The organism is Marinobacter guineae (genome assembly GCF_002744735.1).
Lineage (GTDB): Bacteria > Pseudomonadota > Gammaproteobacteria > Pseudomonadales > Oleiphilaceae > Marinobacter > Marinobacter guineae.
Map to the genome: position 1 here is coordinate 829,248 of NZ_KZ319339.1, position 18,633 is coordinate 847,880.

Here is an 18,633-nt window from a genome sequence, read left to right on the forward strand (position 1 = left end):
GTGTCCACACCAAACACTCTATGCGGTTAACCTGACAGTGGCCTGAACACGCCCGCACTTGATCGACGAAGATCAGCGGAACTGGAAAGCCTCTTTATGGAACCGCGACAGACGAAAGGTCGCAGCCCGCATTCCCTGTTCGATTGCCCGCCCCAGCCCTGCCGGGCCGCAAAACCATACTTCCGCCCCTGCAGCTGAACGGCCGCCGGCAGCCAGCTTCTCTGCCGAGAGTGCCTCACCCTTGCTGCTGTCATGAATCTGCAGGTTAATGCCCTGCAAGTCCCGACAAAGCGTCCGGAGACGTTGCACCATGGGGTCCTGATCGGCATTTCGCGTGCAGTAGTGCAGGTCTGCCTCCGGTGCCGGGGCCGTACTGGTGTCGATGGCTTCAAGCCAGGCCAGGAAGGGCGTCACTCCAATGCCACCGGCAATCCAGATCTGGTGGGACTTGCGGTTTCTTCGATTGAAATCAAAGCGGCCGTAAGGGCCCTCAACTTTCACAGTTTGCCCAACCCTGATTTTTTGACTGAGATTACGAGTGAAGTCCCCGAGAGATTTAATGAAGAAAGTGACCGTGCCATCTCCCTGGTCAGCACTGGCAATGGTGAACGGATGGGCACCTTCCATCGTGTTGAATGTCACGAACGCAAATTGCCCCGGACGATGACCCCGCCATGTCGGACCCAAACGGCAGGTTACTTCGGTGACATCCCGGGCCGGGTTATTGATTGCAGTGATCGCTCCTTGAACCCGGCGACGACGGCCAATTCTGCCAGCAAGGGAAAGCCCGCTGGCGAGGCTACCGCCCGTGAGCAGGATGACCATCAGCATACCAATAGGTTGCTGCCACCATTGCAGTGGAGTGAGCCACGCCGCATGAAAAGCAAGTAACAGGTACAGCGCCGGCATAGCCCGATGCAGATAGCGCCAGAATTTGTAGGGGAACTTGCGCCACAGGGTAATTAGTAACATCGCGAACAATAGATAAATGGCGAACTCGCCAATGTCCTCGGCGGCATCGCGCATGGATTCGATAAACCCGGAATAATGCGTTTCGTGCTGCTTGCCCGCGTCGCCGAAAATCGACTCGATTACGTCATCACCCATTTCAATCAGCCAGTGGGCAGCGGCAAATACCACCGCCAGAATGCCCGCCCATTTGTGGGTACGATAGATCTGATCCAGCCCGCCCAGGGGGCGTTCGAGCCAGGCCGGACGCAACGCCAGCATCATGGTCAGCGACATCAATGCAATGGATAACCACCCGCTGAGCAACAGGCTCTGGTCATAGACTGACCAGATAGAAGCAGCGCCCGACGCATCAGTCAGATTCCACGCCCAGAGCCCGGAAACCACGGCGATAAAAGGTAAAATTATCCGAATCATGACATTTCCTCCGATCGGACCTTGGAATAGTTGGGATAAGGTTATCGTCCAAACCTGACAGCCAACTGAAGGTCGGTGGAAATACAGATGACAAGGTCCAGCGCCATTCAGGCTGCTGTCAGGCCCACGCTGTAGTATCTTGCTTCCCGGGTTGGGATAGAGGTGAACGATGCGAGTACTGTTGGTTGAGGATACGACTGGGCTGGGCGAGGCCGTGCGGGATCAGATCACCGATGACGGCCACGCGGTGGACTGGGTGCAAACCCTGGCCTTTGCCGAATCCAGTGTCCAGACCACCACCTACGACCTGATTCTGCTCGATCTGATGCTGCCGGACGGCCATGGCTTCGGTTTTTTGAAAAAGCTGAGGTCAACAGGAAACACAACACCGGTTATCATCCTAACCGCCAGGGATCAGGTGTCTGACCGGATTGAAGGCCTGAACGCCGGCGCCGACGACTATCTGGTGAAGCCTTTTGATCTTTCCGAACTGTCAGCCCGTGTCTCCGCGGTAGCCCGTCGTTACCGCGGCAATCCAAGCCCCCTGATACGCGTTGGTGAGCTGGAGGTGGATCTCGGTGATCACCGCATCAGTCGCAACGGTCAGCCAGTGGAGCTTACGGCCAGGGAGTGGGCACTGTTCGAAGGCTTTATCCAACGCCCCGGAATGCTATTATCGCGATCGCAGCTGGAGGATCGCCTTTACGCCTTCGGGGCAGAAATCGAAAGCAACACTATTGAGGTTTATGTCAGCCGTATGCGCAAAAAACTGGGGCGGGACGCCATCATAACAGTCAGGGGTATGGGCTATCGGCTGGACACACATGACCACTAGAACCAGCTTACAGAAAAGCCTGGGCATCGGCCTCACACTGGGCGTCACCCTTCTCTGGCTGCTAGGCGTTACAGCATCCGGACTCGTGGCCCAGCACGAAATGAATGAGGTCTTCGACAGCGCCCTGGAAGAAACGGCCCAACGCATCCTGCCGCTGGCCGTCACCGACATCCTGAACCGGGAAAATGGCACCGGGAATCAAACCGCCCCTGCCATGAAAGACCATGACGAGTACCTCACTTACCTGGTCCGGGACCCAAAAGGCAACCTCCTGCTCCAGTCCCACGATGCCGACCCCCGGGTGTTTGGCACATTGCCCCGGGAAGGGTTTTCAAACACGGCGACGCACAGGATATACGGAGCCTCTGCCGTCAGTGACACCCTCTACATTGAGGTGGCCGAACCTTTGGCTCACCGACGCGAAGCGGCACTGGAGGCGGGTCTGGCGTTGCTGATGCCCCTGGTTTTCCTGGTTCCGATCAGCCTGCTGGGTGTCTGGTGGATTGTCCGGTTGTCCCTGCGAAAAGTGGTCGAATTCCAGCAGTCGATAGAATCCCGAGGTGCTGGAGATCTCTCCCCCGTTGCCGAGGATCGGCTACCAAAAGAATTCGAGCCGATCGCCGTTGCCGTCAACCGGTTGCTGGAACGATTGCACCGCGCCCTTGACACAGAACGGAGTTTTACTGCGAACAGCGCCCATGAGTTGCGGACACCCCTGGCAACAGCGCTCGCCAAAGTGCAGCGACTGAAAACCCAGGTACAAAGTAATCAGCTCAAGAATAATGTTGCCGAGATTGAGGACGCCCTGCGCAGCCTGTCGATGCTGTCCGGGAAACTGCTCGAACTGGCGAAAGCCGAAGGCGGGGGAGCCATATCACAGAATCAGCACAACCTTGTGCCAATACTGGCGATGATCGTTGCTGATTTTGAAGGTCAGGTTCCGGGACGGATAATCCTGAGCTTGCCTGAGGGTGAAGTGAACTCCTTCCTGGATCCCGATGCCTTCGCCATCCTGGTGCGTAACCTGATTGAAAATGCCCTCAAGCACGGCTCCCACAATCAGTCTGTGGAGGTCAGCCTGGCAGACGATGGTACCTTGAGGGTATGCAATGGTGGCAAGGTCGTACCACCGGAACAACTTGCCCTGCTACGGAACCGGTTTGCCCGCTCAAACACGGATGCAACCGGTTCCGGCCTGGGCCTCGCCATCGCAGACGCGATTGCCAAAGGTGCAGGCATGACATTGCATCTGAGGTCGCCGGCAACGGGACGGCAGGACGGTTTTGAAGCGGAGCTTGTCGCACGATAGCGAGCGTGCTGCTATGGTCATAATTGGCATCATCCGGTAATTCGTGCCTGTCAGATCGACCAGCGGGAGCGTGAATCGCCGAAATCGATGGCTCTCATGGAGGAAGTTCCAATGGCGAAACAGAATATATTCGTCATGGCCATGGATGACTTTCACCAGGTCATGCTTGAAAGACTGCTGGGCAGCGAGGATATGGTCTTCCATCCACTGCTGGATATGAAAACGGCCGTGGACACCATCGACTACGATATGGCGGAGCTTCTGGATCGTGCCCGGCAAACGCTGGAAGATTTCCCCGGGACCGTGGACGCCATCGTCGGCTACTGGGACTTTCCCACTTGCAGTCTGTTACCCATCCTGCGTAGGGAGTGGAGCCTGCCGGGCCCCTCCCTGGAAGCCACCTTGCGCTGCGAGCACAAGTACTGGGCACGAACGGAGGAGGTACAGGTGGCGCCGAGGCAGACACCCCGTTTCGCAAGCTTGAACCCGTTCGACGAGAACGTGCTGGATACGCCGCCACTGCCTTACCCCTTCTGGATCAAGCCCGTGCGTGCGCATTCCTCGCAACTGGGCTTTCATGTCAATAACCGGCAGGATTTCGAACACGCCCTTGAGCAGACCCGTGATGGTATCCATGTGTTTGCCAAACCCTTCAACTATATCCTCGCAATGGCCCAGCTTCCGGACGATATCGCGCCCGTTGACGGTTGGCACTGTATAGCAGAAGAAATCATATCCGAAGGACGTCAATGCACCCTGGAAGGTTATGTGCTCAACGGGGAGGTGGAAATCTACGGGGCGGTGGACTCATTGCGTGAGGGTGCGGTCGGGTCCTCCTTCTCCCGCTATCAGTATCCATCGAGCTTGCCGGCTTCGGTTCAGGACATCATGGTTCAGGACTGTCGGCGCTTTATCAAGCGGACGGGCTTTGACAATTCACCGTTCAATATCGAGTTTTTTTATAATGAAAAGAACGCCACCGTGTGGATGCTGGAGGTGAATACCCGTTGCTCCAAATCCCATAGTCCGCTGTTCGAAATGGTGGATGGAAGCTCCAACCTCCAGGCAATGGTAGACGTGGCGTTGGGACGCAAGCCAGCTTTTCCGCCGGAAGGCGGCAAGTACCGTTATGCCGCCAAGATCATGCTGCGTGAACACCAGGACGCAGTGGTCGAACGGGTACCCGGTGCGGATGAGGTTCGTGCCATCGAAAAGGACATTCCCGGGTGCCATATCAAGGTGGAGGCGGAACAGGGCGGCAGGCTCAGTGACATGCTCCACCAGGACAGCTACAGCTTCGAGTACGCCTTGCTGTTTCTGGGCGGCGACAGCGTGGAAGAAATCGATAAACAGGCAGGTCATATCAAGGCTCGACTGGATTTCCGGTTTCGCCACTAGAAAAAGGAGGACGGATGAGCACACCCCAAGTCGCCACCGATCTGCCCTGCAGGGTCCGTGAAATAGAGCATGTGCGTATCCCCATGGCAGACGGGGTGGAGCTTGCCGCCCGCGTCTGGCTCCCCGAGGGTGCGGAGGAAGCGCCGGTCCCGGCGATACTCGAGTACATTCCCTATCGTCGCCGGGACATGACCCGTCCGCGAGACGCCGTGATGCATCCCTACTTTGCTGGTCATGGCTATGCCGCCGTGCGCGTGGACATGCGTGGCAGCGGAGACTCCGATGGCGTGCTGTCGGATGAATACATCCAGCTCGAGCTGGATGATGGCTGCGAGATCCTGCGCTGGCTGGCACAGCAACCCTGGTGCAACGGTACCGCCGGCATGATCGGTATCTCCTGGGGCGGGTTCAATGGTCTGCAGATTGCTGCCATGCAGCCGCCGGAGTTGAAGACGGTGATCTCCGTTTGCGCCACGGACGACCGCTACGCCGACGATGTGCACTACATGGGCGGGTGTCTGCTCGGGGATAATCTGTCCTGGGCCTCCACCATGTTCGCCTTCAATTCCCTGCCGCCGGATCCCGAGATGGTGGGAGAGCAATGGCGCGCCCTCTGGTTCGAGCGCCTGCGCGCCAATGAACCCTGGGTGGTCGAGTGGCTGCGCCACCCCCATCGTACCAACTACTGGAAACATGGCTCCGTGTGTGAGGACTGGAACGATATCCAGTGCCCGGTAATGGCGGTTAGCGGCTGGGCAGACGGTTATTCCAATGCGGTTTTCCGCCTGATGGAAAACCTGAAGGTACCGCGCCAGGGCCTGATTGGCCCCTGGAGTCACAAGTATCCCCATGAGGGTGTGCCCGGTCCCGCCATCGGCTTCCTGCAGGAGGCGGTGCGTTGGTGGGACCACTGGCTCAAGGGCAGGGATAACGGCATGGACCGTGAGCCGGTTCTGCGCGCCTGGCTGCAGGACAGTGTCCCGCCCTTTACCCGCTACCAGGAAAGGCCCGGTCGCTGGCTGGCTGAACCGGAGTGGCCCAGCCGCCATGTAACCATGGAGACACTGCAGCTGGACGGCAGCGGCCGCCTGCGGTCCGAAGGCGAGCCGGTGGACAACGAGCCGCTGACGATTCAATCTCCCCTGAGCGTGGGGCTGTTCGCGGGCAAGTGGTGCTCCTACGCGGCCACACCGGACCTGCCCCATGATCAGCGCGAGGAGGATGGCGGGGCCCTGGTGTTCGAGTCCGCGCCGCTGGAAAAGTCTCTGGAACTGCTGGGCGCGGTAGTGTTGGAAGTGGAGTTGTGCTCGGACCGTCCCGTGGCCATGCTGGCCGCCCGGCTGTCGGACGTGGCGCCCAATGACAAGGCCACGCGGGTGACCTATGGGGTGCTCAACCTCTGCCACCGGGACAGCCATGAACAACCGGAGGAGATGGTTCCGGGAAAGCGCTACCGGCTCCGTCTGACGCTCAACGGCTGCGCTCAGCATTTTCCCGTGGGCCACCGGCTTCGCCTGTCACTGTCTACCTCCTATTTTCCGCTCACCTGGGCGCCTCCAGAGCCGGTCAGGCTGACCATTTTTCCGGCGGGCAGCCGCTTCAGCATCCCTGCGCATCAACCCCATGACGAGCCGCCGGAACCCGAGTTCGAAAAGCCCGAGGGCGCACCCCCGATCGATCAGGTGGCGCTGGAAACGGCGCACAACAACTGGTTCGTAAAGCGCGACCTGGCCAACGACATATCCACTTTGGAGGTGATCAATGATCCCGGCTGGACCCGGCTGACAGAGGTGGACCTGGAAATAAAACGTAGCACCCGTGAGTGGTACACGTACTGTGGTGACGACTTCGGATCATTGCGTGGCGAAACCCTTTGCGAATGGGGTTTGCGTCGTGGCGACTGGCAGGTGGAAACCATCACTCGTACGGTGATGACCTGCGATATGGAGCACTTCTACATCCATGCACAGCTGGATGCCTGGGAAGGGGAGACGCGGGTGTTTTCCAGAAACTGGGACGAAAGCATTCCGCGGAAGCTGGTCTGACCCTGCCCTATCTGCAGGAACCTTCTGCCAGCCAAAACGCAAAAAGTCAGACCAGTAATTCACTGATCTGACTTTTTATATGGTAGCGGGGGCTGGATTCGAACCAACGACCTCCGGGTTATGAGCCCGACGAGCTACCAGACTGCTCTACCCCGCATCAAACTGGTTGTATCCCGAGGAAGCCCCCCGATCAACGAGGTGCGCATAGTACGGGGCGACGCAGTATCTGTCAAAGGGAAAAATGACTTTTTCCGATAACTCACCGTTCCAGTATTGCAGTTATCCCCTGCCCGCCTGCCGCGCAGATGGAAATCAGGCCTCGGCCACTACCTTTTTCCTCCAGCAACTTGGCCAGCGTCGCCACAATGCGTCCACCGGTGGCTGCAAACGGGTGCCCGGTGGCCAGGCTGCTGCCTTTCACATTGAGTTTGTCCCGATCAATGCTGCCCAGAGGCTTGTCCAGTCCCAGACGTTCCTTGCAGAAGACAGGATCTTCCCAGGCTTTCAGGGTGCACAGTACCTGCGCGGCGAAGGCTTCGTGAATTTCATAGAAATCGAAGTCCTGCAGCGCCAACCCCGCTTTTTCCAGCATTCGGGGCACAGCATAGGCCGGGGCCATCAGCAGCCCCTCTTTCTTGTCCACAAAATCCACAGCCGCGACTTCAGAGAACGTCAGCCAGGCCTTCACCTCATAGTTATTCTCTTTCGCCCACTCCTCACTGGCCAGAAGCACGCAGGAAGCGCCATCCGTCAATGCCGTACTGTTGGCCGCTGTCATGGTGCCGTGCTCCCGATCAAACACCGGCTTCAGTGTTGCCAACTTCTCCAGAGTCGTGTCCGGCCGCAGAATATTGTCCTTCTCCAACCCCGCCAACGGTGTCAGCAAATCCGTGAAGAAGCCCTCTTCATAGGCCTTGGCCAGCTTCTGGTGACTCTCCCAGGCCAGCTTGTCCTGCTCCTCCCGGGGAATGTCCCATTCCTTGGCCGTCACCTGGGCATGCTCACCCATGGACATCCCGGTGCGGGGCTCGCCGTTCTCCGGCACCTCTGGCTTCAAATGCCCCGGCCGGAACCGCCCCAGAATCTTCAACCGCTCACCGGTGGTCTTGGCCCGGTTCAGGTCCAACAGAATCTCCCGAAGCCCCTCACCCACACCAATCGGCGCATCAGACGTAGTATCCGCACCGCCGGCAATACCACACTCAATCTGCCCCAGGGCGATCTTGTTGGCCACCAGAATAGCCGCCTCCAACCCCGTGCCGCAGGCCTGCTGAATATCATAAGCCGGCGTCTCCAGCGCCAACCCACAACTCATCACCGACTCCCGAGTCAGATTAAAGTCCCTGGAATGCTTGATAACCGCCCCCGCGGCCACCTCGCCCAACTGCTTGCCCTGAAGACCATACCGATCCACCAGCCCCCGAAGCGCCGACGTCAGCAACTCCTGATTGCTGATCTTGCTGTAAGCGGTATTGGACTTGGCAAACGGAATCCGGTTTCCGCCGATCACCGCAACACGGCGGATACCCGCCGGAGCGCTTACGGGCTGTTTGGAAGTTGATGCGTTCTTTTGATGAGTTTTCGGTGCCTGTGCCATGATGAATACATTCCTTTTTTGAGAAAGTTACGATGTCCGAAGGAGCATTGGGGGCTGGCTTCCCAAAACCGTGCGGAGCCATGGGTGAAGCGCAAAGCGCTTCACGGGCAAGCCATGGACGGCTTGCCCAGGACCTTTAGCGCGACGCAGGAGCAATAAGCGCTAAAGGGCGGAGCCGAGCGTACAGGGACGTATTCACAGCGTGTTTTGGGAAGCCAGCCCCCAATGCTCCCTGCACCCAATCCAGCAATCCGTGAACGTAAGACAGTGTAGCTACACCTCGGTCCGCCTCATTGGCACCCCTGACAACACCCTACAGGCATTGAGTCAATCCAAAAACTGTCCGATTCTTTACCCTGTAGGACGATTCGCATCCAGAACACCGACTGCAACCACAAGGAAGCCCCCCATGTCTGACCTTTATTTTAGAATAGTAAACACCCCTGCAGGCAAAACCGCCGCACAAACCCTTGGTCTGCCAGCGCCAGTGCCCCTGAAACGCCTCAAGCGCACCGACCAGCCGTTTATCGAAGGCGACGTGCTCATCGGCGCCGCCAATGGAGGAAAGGCCATTGCCACCCTGGGCAGCATATTAAGCGCCAGCGCCGCTACTCTTCACCATGCCAGCAGCAACGACCGCCTGAAAGAATCGGCCAAGGCCGGCAACAAGGCCCAGCCGCTGGATCTGGGTTCCGAAATCAACCAGAAATTCTCGGCACTGGTCTTTGATGCCACCGGTCTCAAAAGCCCGGGCGACCTACGGGCACTGTACGACTTCTTCCATCCCACCATCAAAAAGCTGGGCAGCAACGCCTGCGTTCTGGTAATCGGCCAGAATCCGACCAGCTGCCGCAAGGCACCGCACGCCGCGGCACAACAGGCCCTTGAAGGCTTTGTCCGCAGTGTCGGCAAGGAAATCGGAAAGAAAGGTTCCACCGCCAACCTGCTCTGGATGGCGCCCGGGGCTGAGAAACAGCTGGAATCCAGTGTGCGCTTCTTCCTGTCGCCGCGCTCAGCTTATGTATCCGGGCAAGTAACTAAAATCGGCAAGAGCGAGGCCGCACCGGCAACCAACCCCGTTGCACCGCTGACCGGCAAAGTGGCACTGGTCACCGGTGCGTCCCGGGGCATCGGCGCCGCCATTGCTGAAACACTGGCCCGGGACGGCGCCACCGTGGTCGGGCTGGACATCCCCCCAGCCATGGAGGAACTGGAAAAGGTTACCGAAGCCATCAATGGCATGGCCCTCGCCTGCGACATCACCGATGACAAAGCCCCGAAGCTGATCGGCGATTTCCTGGAGGAACATTTTGGGGGCGTTGACCTGGTCATCCACAATGCAGGTATCACCCGCGACAAAACCCTGGGCAATATGCCCGAACACTTCTGGGACATGACCATCGCAGTGAACCTGACCGCGGAAGAACTGATTGACGAGGAGCTGATGCAGCGCGAGCTCCTTAAAGAGAACGGGCGGATTGTCTGCATCTCCTCCATCAGCGGCATTGCCGGCAATTTCGGGCAGACCAATTACTCCACCGCCAAGTGCGGAGTCATCGGTTACGTGGAAGCCATGGCCCGGCAGGTGAAAAACGGCATTACCATCAACGCCGTCGCTCCCGGGTTTATCGAAACCCAGATGACCGCCGCCATGCCCATCACCATCCGTGAGGCCGGCCGCCGAATGAACAGCCTGTCTCAGGGTGGACAACCGGTCGATGTTGCCGAAACCATCGCCTGGTACTGCAGCCCCGCGTCCAACGGTGTGAACGGCAATGTGGTCCGTGTTTGTGGGCAGTCGCTGATCGGCAAGTGAACATGGGGTCAGATGAACTTTTCATCTGACCCCGAATTCAGCACAAAAAAGGGCCGATCCTTGCGGATCGGCCCTTTTTAGAATTCTGGTGGGTGGTACTGGGATCGAACCAGTGACCCTCGCCTTGTAAGGGCGATGCTCTCCCAGCTGAGCTAACCACCCGGGAAAAATGGCGGAGCGGACGGGACTCGAACCCGCGACCCCCGGCGTGACAGGCCGGTATTCTAACCAACTGAACTACCGCTCCGCATCAATTCTGGCCCGTAGGCCTGAACCTGAAACCGGATGGGGTGATCCGGTGATGCTTTTGAAAGTGGTGGGTGGTACTGGGATCGAACCAGTGACCCTCGCCTTGTAAGGGCGATGCTCTCCCAGCTGAGCTAACCACCCACTTTCAAGTCTTTCTCTCGAGCCTTTCAAAGGCGCTCACCTGCTGGCCAGCAATGCTGTCTCAATCAAGTGAGAGGCGCATTTTAAGCATTTGGCTGGCGGTGTCAAATATTTTCCGGAAATTTTCCAGGAAAACCCGCAAGCCTCTAAAAAACGGACAGTTTCCAAGCAATCCTACTTTTTCCCTGAGCCCCTGCCAGCGGTCCGGACGCCCCTCATTTCCGGGCGATTCTGGCCTGCCTGCTGCGCTTTTTCCTGCAGAGACAGCTCACTCACACGGCTGCGCCTGTCTTTCGGAACCGCACGATTCGCCAGAGAGCAATTCAGATCGTCCAGACGTTTCTGCAGATCGCCCCAACTTTCAAGCAGCTGCGGAACAACCTCATCCGTCAGTTTTTCCAACCGGTTGCGTAGAGAATCCTTGAGCGCCATTGTTTTCACTTCCCGAGCATTTCAACTGCAGACAGTGTAGTCAGCCCTCAGAAAATCCACCAGCCGCCGCCTGATTCCGCTTCCTCACGGCGCTCGCGCTCCAGTTCCAGTTGCGCATACTCCTCTTCCAGCTTCTCGATCTTGCGATCAGCTTCCAAAGTAACCGTAGGGCCGCCGCCAAAGGGCCAGAACCATGAGGCAGATTCGTATTTGCCCTCTTCTTTCAGGCGCTCGATTTCAAGCTGACGCTCTTCCTCAAGCAGCACCAGCCGGCGCTCGTAATCCATATCCTCATTAACTTCGACAATAGACGTAGCTGCATGATTTGGTGCCAGCAGATCGCTGTTCAGAAAACGGGTTGAAACAATCTCCTCCGCCTGCATCGCGTATTCACGAGTCACCAGCTGAAGATCGCCCTGCGCCAGCGGGTGCTCGGGATCCAGATCCGGGTGCCGCCGCCCCGGCTCCGAGAGTTCGTTATACCGCAGATAATAGATCTGGCCCGGCTCAACCTGCAGCGTAGCGTCAGCAATCAGGCTCAAACTGAAGGAATTCATCCCCTCCAGCCCCAGTAGTGGCCGTCGCATGGCAATGTGACGCTCACCAGGGCTGACCTCCAGCCAGGTAAAACTGTCATTGCGGATATTAAAATAGTGCGTGTCATCAATGTAGACGCTGGGGGCCTCAATCTCATCAGCCGCCCACTGGGAATGAGTCCGGTAGAAATACAGCACCGCATTCCGGCGGTCCCAGCTGTCGTTGGCAATGTGTACAAAGTCGTGGCCGGACACCGGATGCAGGAACGAACCAACACTCTTGCCGATGGACTGGTAAACCGTACAACCCGACAGCGCCAGCAACAGAGACAACACAGCCAGCGGCCGGAGAACAGAGAGAACGGAAGGCACTCGGGTTTTCATTGTTGTTAACTCTTCATCCAGATTGCGAGTTGCCTGATCATAACAACTGCAAAACAGCAGAAATGAGAGCTACCGCAAGGGATGACTACAAACCGTTACAAAACCCGAAACGCCACCTTTTAATTACCCGAAAACTATTACTACTGCCGGCTCAGTTGAGTACGAAGCTGATTCACCTCTTCGGAAAGCCGGACCAGGCGGGAGGTCAGCTGCGAACGTGACGCATCAATGGATTCCACCGTCCGTTTCAGATTTGCGAGCTCATTCCGAAGCGCCTGAACCCGGCCGTCGTCGGAAATATCAGCCGTCTCCCGCTCCAGGGCCGCAATCCGCCCTTCCATACCGCTGATCCCCAGCTTCTGCTCCTGCTCAAACCGCCGGATACGGCTCTCGATCACCTGATCCACATCTGCAAGTTGCTGGCTGAGCTTCGTAAGCTGGGCCGTCGCCTGCCGGTTTGCATCCTGCAGGGCTGTTACTGACGTCTCCGTCTGTTGCTTCAGGGAAGCAACATCTGCCGAAAACGACGACCGGACCTTCTCAACTGAAGCCTCAAGCCCGCCAATCGCCTGTTTGCTCTCAGCCAGGCCAGACTCCACCGCTGCGATCCGCTCCTGATGCTCATCCAGGCGCTTCTTATTGCGCTCATTGGCAATGGCCCAGAGCTTCCGGATCTCACTATCCGCCGTATCCAGCTGCTTCTTCTGCGCAGCAATCTGATCCGCCAGCGACGCCCCACGCTCCTGAAGATTCTCCCCGGTCTCGGAAAGGTCCCCTTCAAAACGCGCCAACGCCAGCTTGCTCTGCCGAGCCCAGTAATCCGCCTCCTCCAGCTGGCTTTCCAGAACCTGAACCCGCTGATTCTGCGAATACCAGCCAGCACCGGCTGCCACGGCCACTGCAATCACCAGCAACCAGAGCATCGCCAGACTCCCACGGCCGCTGCCACCGTTACCACCCTTGCCGCCTGTACCCCCGTCAGCCGGCCTCTTACGCCGCGGCGGCTCCCCCTTTCCGGCGGAAGACGGCCTGGGTTTCCTCTCTGCCGCTGCCTTGGGCTCGGCACTACCAATCGGTCTTTGGGCTCTCAGCTCATCATCATCTGGACGGATCGGTTCCATTACAGCTCCTGAGTATGGACGGTATGAACAATAAGGATTGATAATACCTGTACTTATAAGCAGGGTGAAATAAAGGCGCATTAAAGGAACGCGGTACAGAAGCTCGAGGCGCGGTTGGGATTCCTTTTCCAGAAATGTCGGAGGCCATGGATGGCCGGAGTCAAGCGCACAGGGATGTGCTTGTAGCGGTTTCTGGAAAAGGAATCCCAACTGCGCCATACACTATGGCTTTGTTGCATGGTAGGTAGCCAAAACATACAATGGCCGGCTTTCCAATTATCACAGGACTGTTGCATATGCAGCCGCTTGTAGGACTCATCATGGGCTCCAAATCCGACTGGCCCACCATGGAACACGCCGCCACCATGCTCGACAAACTCGGTGTGCCCTATGAAACCAAAGTCGTCTCCGCCCATCGCACCCCGGATCTGCTGTTTGACTATGCCAAAACCGCCACAGAGCGCGGCCTGAAAGTCATCATCGCCGGTGCCGGCGGCGCAGCGCACCTGCCAGGCATGGTTGCTTCACAAACCGCCCTGCCAGTTCTGGGCGTGCCCGTACAGTCCAAAGCCCTGAATGGCCTGGATTCCCTGTTGTCCATCGTCCAGATGCCCGGCGGTATCGCCGTTGGCACCCTGGCCATCGGGAAAGCCGGGGCCACCAACGCTGGCCTGCTGGCAGCACAGATTATCGGCACTTCAGACGACAATGTCCGAAAAGCCGTGGAAGAATTTCGCTCTACTCAAACACAGACGATACTGGACAATCCTGACCCTCAGGATCAGTAATCAGAACTGGGTGCCAGGCCCCGGAGCCAAACTCCGGAGAAAGGAGCCTTCGGGAGATGCCCTTCCAAAACACGCTACAAGCACGTCCATGTGCGCTTGTTTCGGGCCATCCATGGCCCTCTACAGTTTTGGAAGGGCATCTCCCGAAGGCTCCCCCAGCTTTGGGTGGTTCATCATAAATGGCACCATGGTCAGACGAACGTAAGCCACGCGTTGACTCCCAAGCCTGCTGAGCGGGGTGGAAACCCTTTTCCAAAACTGTGCGGAGCCATGGATGGCGGAGCCCAAGCGTCACATGGGTGGGGCCGAGCGCTTATGAAGCGAAGCTTCATGCGACAGCCGCACGACTGCAATCTACGATTGCAGGCCGGACCCCGGAGGGGTGCCGCAAGGAGCGTGTTTTGGAAAGTCATTCCCAACCTGCTCATGCACCCAAAGTCAGAAGCCAGAAGATTAACCGCCAAAACAAGGCAGGAGAACACACATGAGAATTGGTGTACTGGGCGCCGGCCAACTGGGAAGAATGCTGGCACTGGCCGGATACCCCCTGGCCAAGACCTTTGTTTTCTATGACATGTCCGGCAGCCCCAGCGCCGGGCTTGGTGAAGTCATCATCGACCGTGACGGCGAATACCTCGATGACTTCCTCTCCCGCGTTGACCGGGTTACCTACGAATTTGAACACCTGCCGGTTGAAGTGGCCGAAAAAATTGCCGCCCACAAACCCGTGCACCCGTGCCCCCGGGCCCTGCAGGTGTGCCAGAACCGCGAAGCGGAGAAAACCCTGTTTGGCCAGCTGGGCATCCCGACGCCGAAGTGGAAAATTGCCGACAGCGCCGCCGCCCTGAAAGCGGCCGCGGAGGAACTTGGCTGCCCGGTGGTGGCAAAATCCAACACCGAAGGCTATGACGGCAAGGGTCAGGCTGTGCTGAAAAGCCCGGAAGATGCCGAGGCGGCATGGGATTCCATCGGCCATCCGCGCCTGATCGTGGAAAAGTTTGTCGATTTCCACCGGGAAGTATCGATTATCGCGGTCAGAGCAGAAGACGGTGACCTGGCGTTCTACCCCATGGCGGAGAATACCCATCATGAAGGAATCCTGCGCTACTCGATTGCTCCAGCACCCAAGCTAGAGAAACACGTCCAGGAAGACGCAGAGCGTTACATCAAGGCCCTACTGAACGAACTGGAATATGTCGGCGTATTAACCCTCGAGTTGTTCGAGACTGCCGAAGGCCTTGTTGCCAACGAGATGGCGCCGAGGGTACACAATTCCGGACACTGGACCATCGAAGGTGCCATGACCAGCCAGTTCGAAAACCATATCCGAGCGGTAAGCGGTCACCCGTTGGGCAACGTGGCGCCCCGGGGAGTAAGCTGCATGATCAACATCATCGGCGAGCATGGCGACATCGAACGCATCCTCGAACTGCCCTACGCGCATGTCCACCTCTATAATAAAGGTGAACGGCCGGGCCGGAAGCTGGGCCATGTAAACATCCTTGCGGACAGCTACGAAGAGCTGGTCTGGCGGGTAAAGAACTGTGCGCAGTTCCTGCCCGGTTGCCCGGAGTTTAATAGTTCTTTAACGACAAAGGGTTGATCTGACTCAAATCGACCTTATATTGGGATGACGTACATCCACATAAATAGAGAGACAGGGAGAACGACCTCATGGCATTTGAACTTCCCGCACTGCCTTATGAAAAAAACGCACTGGAACCGCACATCTCTCAGGAAACCCTTGAGTACCATTACGGCAAGCACCACAACACTTACGTAACCAAGCTGAATGGCCTGGTAGAAGGTACCGACAACGCCAACAAGTCTCTTGAAGACATCATCAAGAGCGCCAGCGGCCCACTGTTCAACAACGCCGCTCAGGTCTGGAACCACACTTTCTACTGGCACTGCCTCAGCCCGAACGGTGGCGGTGAGCCGACCGGCGCTGCCAAGGAAGCCATCGAGAAAGCCTTCGGCTCTTTCGAAGACTTCAAGAAAGAGTTTAACGACAAAGCAGCCAACAACTTCGGCTCCGGCTGGACCTGGCTGGTGAAGAAGGCCGACGGCAGTGTTGGCATTGTTAACACCAGCAACGCGGAAACGCCGCTGACCGGTGCCGACAAGCCGGTGCTGACTGTCGACGTGTGGGAGCACGCGTACTACATCGATTACCGCAACTCCCGCCCGAACTACCTGGAAGCTTTCTGGAACCTGGTCAACTGGGATTTCGTGAACGAAAACCTGGCCTGATCGGAGTCAGCTTCCGGGTGCAGCTGTAAAAAGCTGCCGCACAAAAACGCCCGCCCTGCGCGGGCGTTTTTGTATCTGTCGTATGAAAAGAATTACAAATTGAAACAACAGCACCCTGAAATCTTTGAAAAAATCGCCGATACTCAATGTACTTACTTTAACTCTGAAACATACTTACAAGTAACTCTCAGGGTACGACTCAAAGCGCATCGCCCCTTTTTGCGAAGCAATCGTCCTGAAGAAACGGATTAAAGACAGGCCTGAATGCAAAACTCCTTCGAGGTTGAACATCGCCTGGGCTATCGAATCTTACGGTGGATCCTTACCGTGGCCCTTGTCAGTGGTGTCATTGTCAGCACCATACAGGTGATTCTGGACGCCCAGCGCGTGTCCACGGGTCTGGACAATGACGCCAGGCAGACCATTGCCATGGTGAAAGACGCCGCTACCCAGGCCGTGTTCAGCATTGATGCCGAACTGGCCCAGCAGGTAGTCGACGGCCTGTTTGCCAAGGAAGCCATTCACATGGCCCGCATCGTTCATCCGGATGGCGAACCACTGGGCAATCGCAGTCGTCCCCTTCAGGAGACCGCCTTCAGACCCGTGACCGACCCGATTTTTGGCGCAGAGCGACTGTTCCGCGAGCCACTGACCCGGGAAGGAAACCCGGGGACGACCTACGGCTATCTTGATGTTCACTACGACACCGCACCGGCAGCCGGCACCTGGCTGGACCGGGCTGCAGTCACCTTTGCCTCAGGGATAGCCACCGCCCTAATTCTGGGCATGGTGCTGTTTTATGTTTTCCATCTGTTGCTGACCCGGCCACTGCTGAGAATTGTCAGCTCCGTCAAACAGGTTGATCCGGCCCACCCGGACGATCGTCTGGTAACCATTCCCTCCGGCCACCAGAGCGATGAGCTCGGTCTCTGGGTGAATGCGACCAACAATCTGCTGGTCGCCATTGGCGACAGCCAGACCCGCCATCGAGAGGCTGAAGACAGGGTCAGCCGACTGTCTCGCTACGACCAGCTAACCGGACTGCCCAGCCGCGATACCTTTATGGAATTGCTGGTTCGGGACATCGAAGAGGCCGACAAACGCAACACCTCACTGGCCCTGATTGTCTGTGGCATTGACGATTTCAAATCCGTGAACGAGCAGTGCGGTTTCCGCACCGGTGATCTCATTCTGCAAACGGTGGCAGACCGGCTTACCAGCAAACTGAATAACGCCCGCTTTACCATTGCCCGCCTGGGCAGTGACCAGTTCGTGGTTGTTGAAAAAGGCCTCAGGGACGGATTCCAGGCCGCCGACACCGCCGAAAGCATTCTTTCCTGCATCAGCAGTCCGATGCTGGTTGAGGATCAGAATATCGCCATGACAGCAACCATGGGCGTCGCGCTGTTCCCCTCGGATACCGATCAGGCCGACCGGCTCCTTCAGAGCGCCGAACAGACAATGACCCTGGCCAAGCAAAATGGGCACAATCACTTCCAGTTCTATGTAGCCAGTATTGACCAGGAAATCCGGAACAGGAAACAGCTGGAAAAAGATCTTTCCCAGGCGCTGTCCAGTCATCAGTTCCACCTGGTCTACCAGCCTCAGATCAACCTCGAGAGCAAACGGGTGATCGGTGCCGAGGCACTGCTAAGATGGGAGCACCCGGTTCGTGGCCTGGTACCACCCGACTTTTTCATACCCGTGGCCGAATCCAACGGCTCCATCGTCGAGATCGGCCAATGGGTACTGGACCAGGCCTGCTGGCAGGCAGCCCGATGGGCGTCCGATGGCTCCCCACTGCGCATTGCCGTTAATCTCTCCGCGGTTCAGTTACGCCAGGAGACCATAGTAGACGACATCCTTGATACCCTGAAGCGACACAAGATCCCCGCAGGCCGACTGGAGCTGGAAGTGACCGAAACCAGCTTCATGACCAACCTTGCAGATGCCGTGGCCAAACTTCACCGCTTGCACAAGGCGGGCATCAGCATTGCGGTGGACGACTTCGGCACCGGTTATTCTTCCCTCACCTACCTCAAGCAGATGCCGGTTCAGCACCTGAAAATTGACAAGCAGTTCATTCGCGACCTGCTGGTGAACGAGGAAGATACCCGAATAGCCAATACCATCATCGATCTGGGCAGGAGCCTGAACCTGTCCGTGGTTGCAGAGGGCGTGGAAACGGCAGAGCAGGAGTACTATCTCACCCAGCGCGGATGCCAACTGGCGCAGGGTTACTACTTCAGCAAACCGCTACTACCGAAAGATTTTGAGACTTTTGTAAAAGGTTTTCACGAGCAAATCGTGGAAAATAACGCCTGATTCATCACCCCGAGGAGT

14 protein-coding genes and 4 tRNA genes are annotated in these 18,633 nt (G+C 57.5%); 9 read left to right on the plus strand and 9 right to left on the minus strand.

Annotated features, from left to right (window positions below; all coding sequences use genetic code 11):
- Positions 1–72: 72 nt before the first annotated feature.
- Positions 73–1,386 (minus strand): ferredoxin reductase family protein, encoded by a 1,314-nt coding sequence (locus CLH62_RS03780; RefSeq protein WP_099616794.1) that lies wholly within the window; start codon positions 1,384–1,386, stop codon positions 73–75.
- A 169-nt stretch (positions 1,387–1,555) separates the two neighbouring features.
- On the opposite strand from CLH62_RS03780, the gene CLH62_RS03785 reads away from it, so the two are divergent.
- From CLH62_RS03785 to CLH62_RS03800, 4 genes are all read left to right on the plus strand, one after another.
- Positions 1,556–2,221, plus strand: a complete 666-nt coding sequence (locus tag CLH62_RS03785; RefSeq protein WP_099616795.1) for a response regulator — start codon at positions 1,556–1,558, stop codon at positions 2,219–2,221.
- Positions 2,211–3,530, plus strand: a complete 1,320-nt coding sequence (locus tag CLH62_RS03790; RefSeq protein ID WP_099616796.1) for an ATP-binding protein — start codon at positions 2,211–2,213, stop codon at positions 3,528–3,530. Before CLH62_RS03785 ends, CLH62_RS03790 begins: the two co-directional genes overlap by 11 nt.
- 111 nt (positions 3,531–3,641) lie before the next feature.
- On the plus strand, positions 3,642–4,928 hold the full coding sequence (locus CLH62_RS03795; RefSeq protein ID WP_099616797.1) for an ATP-grasp domain-containing protein: 1,287 nt from the start codon (positions 3,642–3,644) through the stop codon (positions 4,926–4,928).
- 14 nt (positions 4,929–4,942) lie between these two features.
- A complete protein-coding gene (locus CLH62_RS03800; RefSeq protein WP_099616798.1) occupies positions 4,943–6,973 on the plus strand; it encodes a CocE/NonD family hydrolase in 2,031 nt (676 codons plus the stop codon).
- An 80-nt stretch (positions 6,974–7,053) separates the two neighbouring features.
- Here the strand turns inward: CLH62_RS03800 and CLH62_RS03805 are convergent.
- A tRNA-Met gene (locus tag CLH62_RS03805) sits at positions 7,054–7,130 on the minus strand.
- Between the two features lie 102 nt (positions 7,131–7,232).
- Positions 7,233–8,570, minus strand: coding sequence for an acetyl-CoA C-acetyltransferase (locus tag CLH62_RS03810; protein WP_228152763.1), 1,338 nt, complete (start codon positions 8,568–8,570; stop codon positions 7,233–7,235).
- A gap of 409 nt (positions 8,571–8,979) precedes the next feature.
- Here CLH62_RS03810 and CLH62_RS03815 point away from each other — a divergent pair, with 409 nt between their 5' ends.
- Positions 8,980–10,386, plus strand: a complete 1,407-nt coding sequence (locus CLH62_RS03815; RefSeq protein ID WP_099616799.1) for a 3-oxoacyl-ACP reductase — start codon at positions 8,980–8,982, stop codon at positions 10,384–10,386.
- A gap of 86 nt (positions 10,387–10,472) precedes the next feature.
- Here CLH62_RS03815 and CLH62_RS03820 read toward each other — a convergent pair.
- The 6 genes from CLH62_RS03820 to CLH62_RS03845 all read right to left on the minus strand — a co-directional run bounded on the left by CLH62_RS03820 (position 10,473) and on the right by CLH62_RS03845 (position 13,249).
- Positions 10,473–10,548: transfer RNA gene (locus tag CLH62_RS03820), tRNA-Val, on the minus strand.
- Between the two features lie 8 nt (positions 10,549–10,556).
- A tRNA-Asp gene (locus tag CLH62_RS03825) sits at positions 10,557–10,633 on the minus strand.
- A 67-nt stretch (positions 10,634–10,700) separates the two neighbouring features.
- Positions 10,701–10,776 (minus strand) — tRNA-Val (locus CLH62_RS03830).
- 174 nt (positions 10,777–10,950) lie between these two features.
- Positions 10,951–11,208 carry a hypothetical protein gene (locus CLH62_RS03835; RefSeq protein WP_099616800.1) on the minus strand — a complete coding sequence of 86 codons (258 nt, stop codon included), beginning with the start codon at positions 11,206–11,208 and terminating at the stop codon, positions 10,951–10,953.
- A gap of 47 nt (positions 11,209–11,255) precedes the next feature.
- Complete coding sequence (locus tag CLH62_RS03840; protein WP_099616801.1) at positions 11,256–12,128, minus strand: DUF2846 domain-containing protein; 873 nt, start codon at positions 12,126–12,128, stop codon at positions 11,256–11,258.
- A gap of 140 nt (positions 12,129–12,268) precedes the next feature.
- The gene (locus CLH62_RS03845; protein ID WP_099616802.1) at positions 12,269–13,249 is read right to left on the minus strand and encodes a hypothetical protein; all 981 of its coding nucleotides are present in this window, start codon (positions 13,247–13,249) and stop codon (positions 12,269–12,271) included.
- Between the two features lie 296 nt (positions 13,250–13,545).
- Here CLH62_RS03845 and purE point away from each other — a divergent pair, with 296 nt between their 5' ends.
- The 4 genes from purE (at position 13,546) to CLH62_RS03865 (ending at position 18,615) form a co-directional block, all read left to right on the plus strand.
- Positions 13,546–14,037: a 5-(carboxyamino)imidazole ribonucleotide mutase gene (gene purE / locus CLH62_RS03850; protein ID WP_099616803.1), complete on the plus strand. Its 492-nt coding sequence runs from the start codon at positions 13,546–13,548 to the stop codon at positions 14,035–14,037.
- A gap of 484 nt (positions 14,038–14,521) precedes the next feature.
- Positions 14,522–15,640 (plus strand): 5-(carboxyamino)imidazole ribonucleotide synthase, encoded by a 1,119-nt coding sequence (locus CLH62_RS03855; RefSeq protein ID WP_099616804.1) that lies wholly within the window; start codon positions 14,522–14,524, stop codon positions 15,638–15,640.
- Positions 15,641–15,711: 71 nt separating this feature from the next.
- Positions 15,712–16,290, plus strand: coding sequence for a superoxide dismutase [Fe] (sodB, locus tag CLH62_RS03860; RefSeq protein WP_099616805.1), 579 nt, complete (start codon positions 15,712–15,714; stop codon positions 16,288–16,290).
- A gap of 264 nt (positions 16,291–16,554) precedes the next feature.
- Positions 16,555–18,615 (plus strand): putative bifunctional diguanylate cyclase/phosphodiesterase, encoded by a 2,061-nt coding sequence (locus tag CLH62_RS03865; RefSeq protein WP_099616806.1) that lies wholly within the window; start codon positions 16,555–16,557, stop codon positions 18,613–18,615.
- Positions 18,616–18,633: the final 18 nt, after the last annotated feature.

What these genes read in the sequence shown, in the direction of transcription:
- CLH62_RS03795 (WP_099616797.1), top strand. Translation starts at nt 3,642, where the DNA reads ATGGCGAAACAGAATATATTCGTCATGGCCATGGATGACTTTCACCAG.
- CLH62_RS03785 (WP_099616795.1), top strand. Translation starts at nt 1,556, where the DNA reads ATGCGAGTACTGTTGGTTGAGGATACGACTGGGCTGGGCGAGGCCGTG.
- CLH62_RS03790 (WP_099616796.1), top strand. Translation starts at nt 2,211, where the DNA reads ATGACCACTAGAACCAGCTTACAGAAAAGCCTGGGCATCGGCCTCACA.
- CLH62_RS03845 (WP_099616802.1), bottom strand. Translation starts at nt 13,249, where the DNA reads ATGGAACCGATCCGTCCAGATGATGATGAGCTGAGAGCCCAAAGACCG.
- CLH62_RS03840 (WP_099616801.1), bottom strand. Translation starts at nt 12,128, where the DNA reads ATGAAAACCCGAGTGCCTTCCGTTCTCTCTGTTCTCCGGCCGCTGGCT.
- CLH62_RS03800 (WP_099616798.1), top strand. Translation starts at nt 4,943, where the DNA reads ATGAGCACACCCCAAGTCGCCACCGATCTGCCCTGCAGGGTCCGTGAA.
- CLH62_RS03815 (WP_099616799.1), top strand. Translation starts at nt 8,980, where the DNA reads ATGTCTGACCTTTATTTTAGAATAGTAAACACCCCTGCAGGCAAAACC.
- CLH62_RS03835 (WP_099616800.1), bottom strand. Translation starts at nt 11,208, where the DNA reads ATGGCGCTCAAGGATTCTCTACGCAACCGGTTGGAAAAACTGACGGAT.
- CLH62_RS03810 (WP_228152763.1), bottom strand. Translation starts at nt 8,570, where the DNA reads ATGGCACAGGCACCGAAAACTCATCAAAAGAACGCATCAACTTCCAAA.
- CLH62_RS03855 (WP_099616804.1), top strand. Translation starts at nt 14,522, where the DNA reads ATGAGAATTGGTGTACTGGGCGCCGGCCAACTGGGAAGAATGCTGGCA.
- CLH62_RS03865 (WP_099616806.1), top strand. Translation starts at nt 16,555, where the DNA reads ATGCAAAACTCCTTCGAGGTTGAACATCGCCTGGGCTATCGAATCTTA.
- sodB (WP_099616805.1), top strand. Translation starts at nt 15,712, where the DNA reads ATGGCATTTGAACTTCCCGCACTGCCTTATGAAAAAAACGCACTGGAA.
- purE (WP_099616803.1), top strand. Translation starts at nt 13,546, where the DNA reads ATGCAGCCGCTTGTAGGACTCATCATGGGCTCCAAATCCGACTGGCCC.
- CLH62_RS03780 (WP_099616794.1), bottom strand. Translation starts at nt 1,386, where the DNA reads ATGATTCGGATAATTTTACCTTTTATCGCCGTGGTTTCCGGGCTCTGG.